The organism is Treponema sp. UBA3813 (genome assembly GCA_002368605.1).
Lineage (GTDB): Bacteria > Spirochaetota > Spirochaetia > Treponematales > Treponemataceae > Treponema_D.
In genome coordinates, this window is the sequence record DFEB01000023.1 from 1 (window position 1) to 5,528 (window position 5,528).

Consider the following 5,528-nt stretch of genomic DNA (forward strand, 5'->3'; position numbering starts at 1 on the left):
AAATCCCGCCGCTCGTCATAACCCGGCTTCAAAGGATTTGCTTCTTTGTACGCATCGTAAAATTCCTGCGGGAAGCCACCGAAAAGCTCTGTCATGGCTAAATCTGTCTCTGCGTGTCCGACATAGCCTGCCGGGTCAATCAGCCAGGCCTTGCCGTCCGAGCCACACATTGAGTTTCCTTTCCACAAATCGCCGTGCAAGAGGCTTGGATTTTCCGGCTCCACCAAAAATTCGTCAAGGTGGTCAAGAAGTTTTGTAACTAACTTTCGTTCGTTTGTGTCAAAATAAGAGTCGGCTTCTTTGAATTGTGGTTCAAGTCGTGAATCTCTAAAAAATGTTATCCAGCTGTCTGAATTAACATTTTTCTGTGATTTTGCGCCGATGAAATTGTCCTGCACGAATCCGAATTTTTTGCCATCGGTGAATTTTCGGGTGGCAGCATTGTGCATGGCCGCAAGTTCCTGACCGAAAACTTCCCAGTAATTTTTGATTTTGGGCGCGCTCTCAATGTATTCCAAAAACAGGAAGGAATAGCCTACCTGTTCACCTGCATCTGTTCCGGTGCAGAGAATTTTCGGGGTCTTTATAGTTTTAGTTGATTCGATTGCTGAGAGAGATAGTGCTTCAGCCGTAAAAAATGCCGAGTTTTCTTTGGCATTTGCTTTCATGAAGACTGTTTCGCCATTATTTAGGTGCAGGGCGTAAGCTTTGTTTATGTCTCCGCCGGAAAGCCTGTCCGTCTGGACGATTGCGATGCTGTTTCCGTAAAGTGAGACTAGTGCTTCTGCCAGAGACTCGTAATTTGCCGGGCTTTTGAACATGCGTAAATATTACTCTTAATCACAATTTGTGTCGAGGAACTTTTGATTACCTATAAATAAGGAAAATTTTTAATATAATCTGAATTATTTGTTGAAAATTTTTTATGTTGTGATATATTTATAGAATAGATTAAGCTCAAGGATTAACATGGATAAACGAAAGGCTCTTATCTTTTTAAGAAATTTTTCACTCTGGTTAAGTATTCTTTGTCTTTTAGCATTATTGATTTTTTTCCTGCGTTTTATTGTAACGGGTATTGATAAAAAAGAAGCTGTCAAACGGCCTGTAGAAGTCTATCACCGGGTTCTTTTCATCAGTTCTTACGATCCTCTTTATTTTACTTATGATGCGCAGGTTAAGGGGCTTGAGCGAAGTTTATATCCTAACGGAATTGAATATGATGTTGCTTACATGTATTCCAATGGCCGAGGAGATACTTCGGGCGATGAGTTCTTCAATTTCATGAAACAACGCCTTTCAAAGGTCAAAAAGTACGAGGCGATTCTTATTGGTGATGATACAGCCCTTGAATTCGCTATCAAATATCAGGAAGAGCTTTTCCCAAAAATTCCGGTTATTTTCTTCGGTATAAACGATTACGAGCTTGCTTTAAAGGCTTCTCTAAATCCGATGATGTCGGGTTTCTATGAAAATGATTACCTTGAGGAGACGATGAATCTTGCGAAAGCTCTTTTCCCGGACCGCAAGACTTTTATCGGTCTCCATGATCAGTCAGTCGCGGGCAAAGTTGATATAAGCACATTCTGGACACTCCGCGACAAATACAAAGGTTATTCTTTCGTTGATTTGGACGCTTCCCTTCTCTCTCAGTCAGATTTGGTATTCCTTCTTGCCGAGCTGCCAAAAGATTCAATTCTCTTCTATATGAACTGCTATTCTGACAAAAATCAGAATGTTTATTCGATGCTTTCCCGAACTGGCACGGTCGTTCGTTCTGCCACGGTTCCGATTTTCCGCAATTATGTCGGTGGCGAAGGAATGGGCGTTCTTGGTGGAATTCACATGGATGTTGAGGAGCAGTGCGTAAAAGTTGGTGAAATGGTCAATGAGGTGCTTACCAAAGGTTCTCGCCCGGAAATTTCACTTGTCGATTATACGAAGAGCCGCACTTCATTCGACTACAGTCTTATGAAGGATTTTAACCTTGATTTTTCTCTTCTTCCAAAAGATACGATTTTCTACAACAAGCCGGAGTCATTCATCTCTCAATATGGTAAAATCTTTCCTCCTATAATAATGCTTTTCATTACGCTGGTTGTTTTGATGCTCTACTCAAAATGCGGCAAGATGATTTCCATGACATATATCGCCGAGCTTAAAAAGTCTCAGAAGGTTCTTCTGGATTCTCAGGAACAGTTGAGCTATCAGGCAGAATATGATGAGATTCTTGATGTCCTCAACCGCCGCACGATTACAGCCTGGCTTCGTGACACAATGACCGAAAAAAGTGTCTATTCCATAATCATCATTGATATTGATGATTTCAAAATGCTCAACGAGAATTACGGTCACTCGCTTGCTGACAGCATCTTGCAGTATGTTGTTGCACTCCTTAAAGGAATGGTCGAGGAAGGCGGATGGAAGATTGCGAGGTTTGGCGGTGACGAGCTTCTTCTTGTGATTCCTGATGAAGTTCTTACTATGGAATGTCAGATTGTCCGCCAGCTCTTTGCGGCTATCCGTGCTCCTATTCCGCTTGGTGATGAGACTCTTGCTATCACAGCAAGTATGGGAGCTTCTTGCTCAGACGGAATTACGCCGCCGGAGCAGCATGTCATCAATGCAGAAACGGCAATGTACGAGGCCAAAAAGCGCGGTAAGAACGGCATTGTCATCTATGATGATGAAATGAAAGAAAAGGCTCTCGAAGAAATCCGTATCAAAGAAAAGCTTCAGCAGGCTTTCGACAACGACGGATTCTTCATGCTTTATCAGCCGCAGATTGATGCACAGACAAAAGAAGTCAGCGGTTATGAGGCTCTTGTCCGAATGAAGGAACCTGGCATTTATCCGGGCCAGTTTATTCCTGTTGCGGAGCGCAGCGGCTGGATTTGGCGAATCGGTCGAATCACCACCGAGCTTGTAATCAAGCAGCTTGCCGCATGGCGTGACCAGGGCAAGACCTTGCATCCTGTTTCGGTCAACTTTTCGAGCAATCAGCTCAACGATCACGGCTATGTTGATTTCGTCGAGGATTTGCTCAAGCGATATAATATTCCGCCTCAGTTCTTGGAGATTGAGATTACCGAAGGCTTGTTCCTAGAAAGGAGCGTTCTTGCCGATGACATTTTCCGCCGCTTCAAGGACTTGGGAATCCGTCTGCTCATGGACGATTTCGGTACGGGCTATTCTTCACTCGGTTATCTCACCTACATTCCGGTTGATGTAATCAAGCTCGACAAGTCTTTGGTTGATACCTATCTTGTTGACGGCAAAGATTCATTCATCCGCAATATAATTCACCTCATGCACGATCTGGACAAAAACATGATTATTGAAGGTGTTGAGGAAGAAAAGCAATATCTTCGTCTCAAAGAATTTGGTGCGGACACAATTCAGGGCTATTTCTTCTCTAAGCCGATTCCTGCAGTCGAGGCGATTGATTTCAAAGTCAGCTGATTTTAGATTTTAGTGTAAGTGTTTTCTGAATTATTCTCGCGCAGCTTTCATCGCTACTTTTGCGTTATACATTTTTTCATCAGCGGCATTGAGGGCTTTTTTGAAATCAGCCGGTGAATGTGGCGTGAAGAATTCATATCCATAAGCGGCAGAGAATTTGTGCTCGGTTTCTTCTTGTGTGAGTACGCTTTCATCGAATTTTTGCAGTAATTTTTGCACTTTTTCGCGGGAAATATTGTGGCAGATACAGACGAATTCATCGCCGCCGATTCTGTAAATTGCGCCGTTTGTGCCAAAAATCTTTATGAGACATTCGCAGAACGATTTGATTACTTTGTCTCCGATTAGATGCCCGAAATTGTCGTTGAGTTTTTTAAGATTGTTCATGTCGAAAACAATCATGCAGTATTCACCTTGCGGTCTGGTGGTTTCGTTGAAATTTTCTACGAGAGTGTACCATGCAGTTTTGTTGTTCACTCCTGTGGCAATGTCCACGAAAGCAAGATGTTTGTACATATTCACAAGATTCATTTCTTCAAAAAGCTTAAGTTCTTTCTGGTAAGTGATAAGAATCATTGAGATAAATGTGAACGCAAGCCCGAAACTCATCATGGAGCTGAAGAATTTGTTGTTGAACATTGAAATGGCAGTGAATGCAAAAATCACCGTTGATAAAATCATTGAGCCAATGAAAAGATATTTTAGCTTGCTGACTTTAATCCAGTCTTCCTTGAAAAGAATTCGCAGGGTGTAAATACATGCTGTCAGATAAATAAAATGTGAGATAAAAAGTGTGTTCGTGATTGCCTTTATGCCTGTGATTTGGAGAATGTATTCTACGGCTACGGCAGCAATCGTAATCCAGAAGAACACATTCAGGAATTTGCTGTTGGTTTTAGGCGAAATGCTTTTGACGAAAAAGTATGTAAAAATCGGTATGAAAAGCTGTGACAGATATTTGCAGCACCAGAGAAGCGGCAGGTAGCCGGTGAAGAAAAGAAGAAGCGTTGAGTCGTCGAGCTGCCAGACACCGATTGTGAAAGTCAGAAGTGCGAGGTGAAGCAATGTGTAATCTTTTTTGTTCGTGTGTGAGAACAGATGATGAGTTCCGAACAAGAGGACAGAGATAACAATGAACATTACTCCGAGAAGGAAGCTGTTTATGTGTTTAAGAAGAATTGTGAAAAGAATCTGCGCCGTATCGCCGAAAAAGACTTCTTCATAATCTCCTGCGCTGGAAGGAATTACGGCTTCCGTTTCAATACATAAGAGGGAACCGGCGGGAATTGGCGGCAAGTCAGTGAAATTGTAGACAGGGCGGTAGGACATGATTGTTTTTGGAACAGCCTCTGTCTTGTATTCGTAGATAATCTGATTATTCAGCTTGAGTTTTACATTTTGATGCTGCGAGTAAAAGCAGACGGATGTCCTTCCGTCCTCGAATTCTGTAAGCCTGTGGAAGATGGCAGACTTCATTCCGTCTGTCTGAATATGAACAGGAAGCGAGTCGATTGCAATTTCATTGCCTTCTTTATCGTAATAAAACCAGCCTTTGTTAAAAAATTTTTCCTGATAGTGGATTATGCGGGCATCAGTTGTGTTGTGTCCTATGAGAAGCACATAAATGCCGGTCAGAATTAGGGCGGTGAGAAGGATTCTTAAAACAAGCGATTTCGGATTGATTTTACCTTTCATTTATCCAGTTTATTATAAAAAAATAACCAGAAACAATAAATAGATAATACCGCAGTTTCGAGACAAAATCTTCTATTTAATGTATAATTTTTTAATATGGCAAAGACATTCGACGATAAAAAAATCATTTACACGATGGATCGCGTTTCTCGCGCGTATGGAACAAAAGTAGTCCTCAAAGACATTTCAATTTCTTACTACTACGGAGCAAAAATCGGTGTTATCGGTGAGAACGGTGCCGGTAAATCTTCACTTTTTAAAATTTTTGCAGGAATCGATAAAGATTACACTGGCGAAACCAAGCTTCTTCCGGGGTATTCAATGGGATATCTGGAGCAGGAGCCTTACCTTGAGCCGGGCAAAACAGTCCT

Annotated in this window: 4 protein-coding genes; 2 read left to right on the forward strand and 2 right to left on the reverse strand. The window is 41.9% G+C overall.

Annotated elements, in window-relative coordinates; all coding sequences use genetic code 11:
• Positions 1-821 (reverse strand): fructosamine kinase family protein (locus B2089_RS03605; RefSeq protein ID WP_296685943.1); only part of this gene is annotated, 821 nt, incomplete at its 3' end.
• 223 nt (positions 822-1,044) lie between these two features.
• Between B2089_RS03605 and B2089_RS03610 the strand changes: the two genes are divergently transcribed.
• Positions 1,045-3,462 (forward strand): bifunctional diguanylate cyclase/phosphodiesterase, encoded by a 2,418-nt coding sequence (locus B2089_RS03610; protein ID WP_296685946.1) that lies wholly within the window; start codon positions 1,045-1,047, stop codon positions 3,460-3,462.
• Positions 3,463-3,492: 30 nt separating this feature from the next.
• On the opposite strand, the gene B2089_RS03615 is transcribed toward B2089_RS03610, so the two are convergent.
• Positions 3,493-5,157, reverse strand: coding sequence for a GGDEF domain-containing protein (locus tag B2089_RS03615; RefSeq protein ID WP_296685948.1), 1,665 nt, complete (start codon positions 5,155-5,157; stop codon positions 3,493-3,495).
• Positions 5,158-5,253: 96 nt separating this feature from the next.
• Between B2089_RS03615 and B2089_RS03620 the strand changes: the two genes are divergently transcribed.
• The coding region (locus B2089_RS03620) for an ATP-binding cassette domain-containing protein (protein WP_296685951.1) at positions 5,254-5,528 on the forward strand (275 nt) is incomplete at its 3' end.

Coding starts and splice junctions, on each gene's coding strand:
- B2089_RS03615 (WP_296685948.1), bottom strand. CDS start 5,157: ATGAAAGGTAAAATCAATCCGAAATCGCTTGTTTTAAGAATCCTTCTC.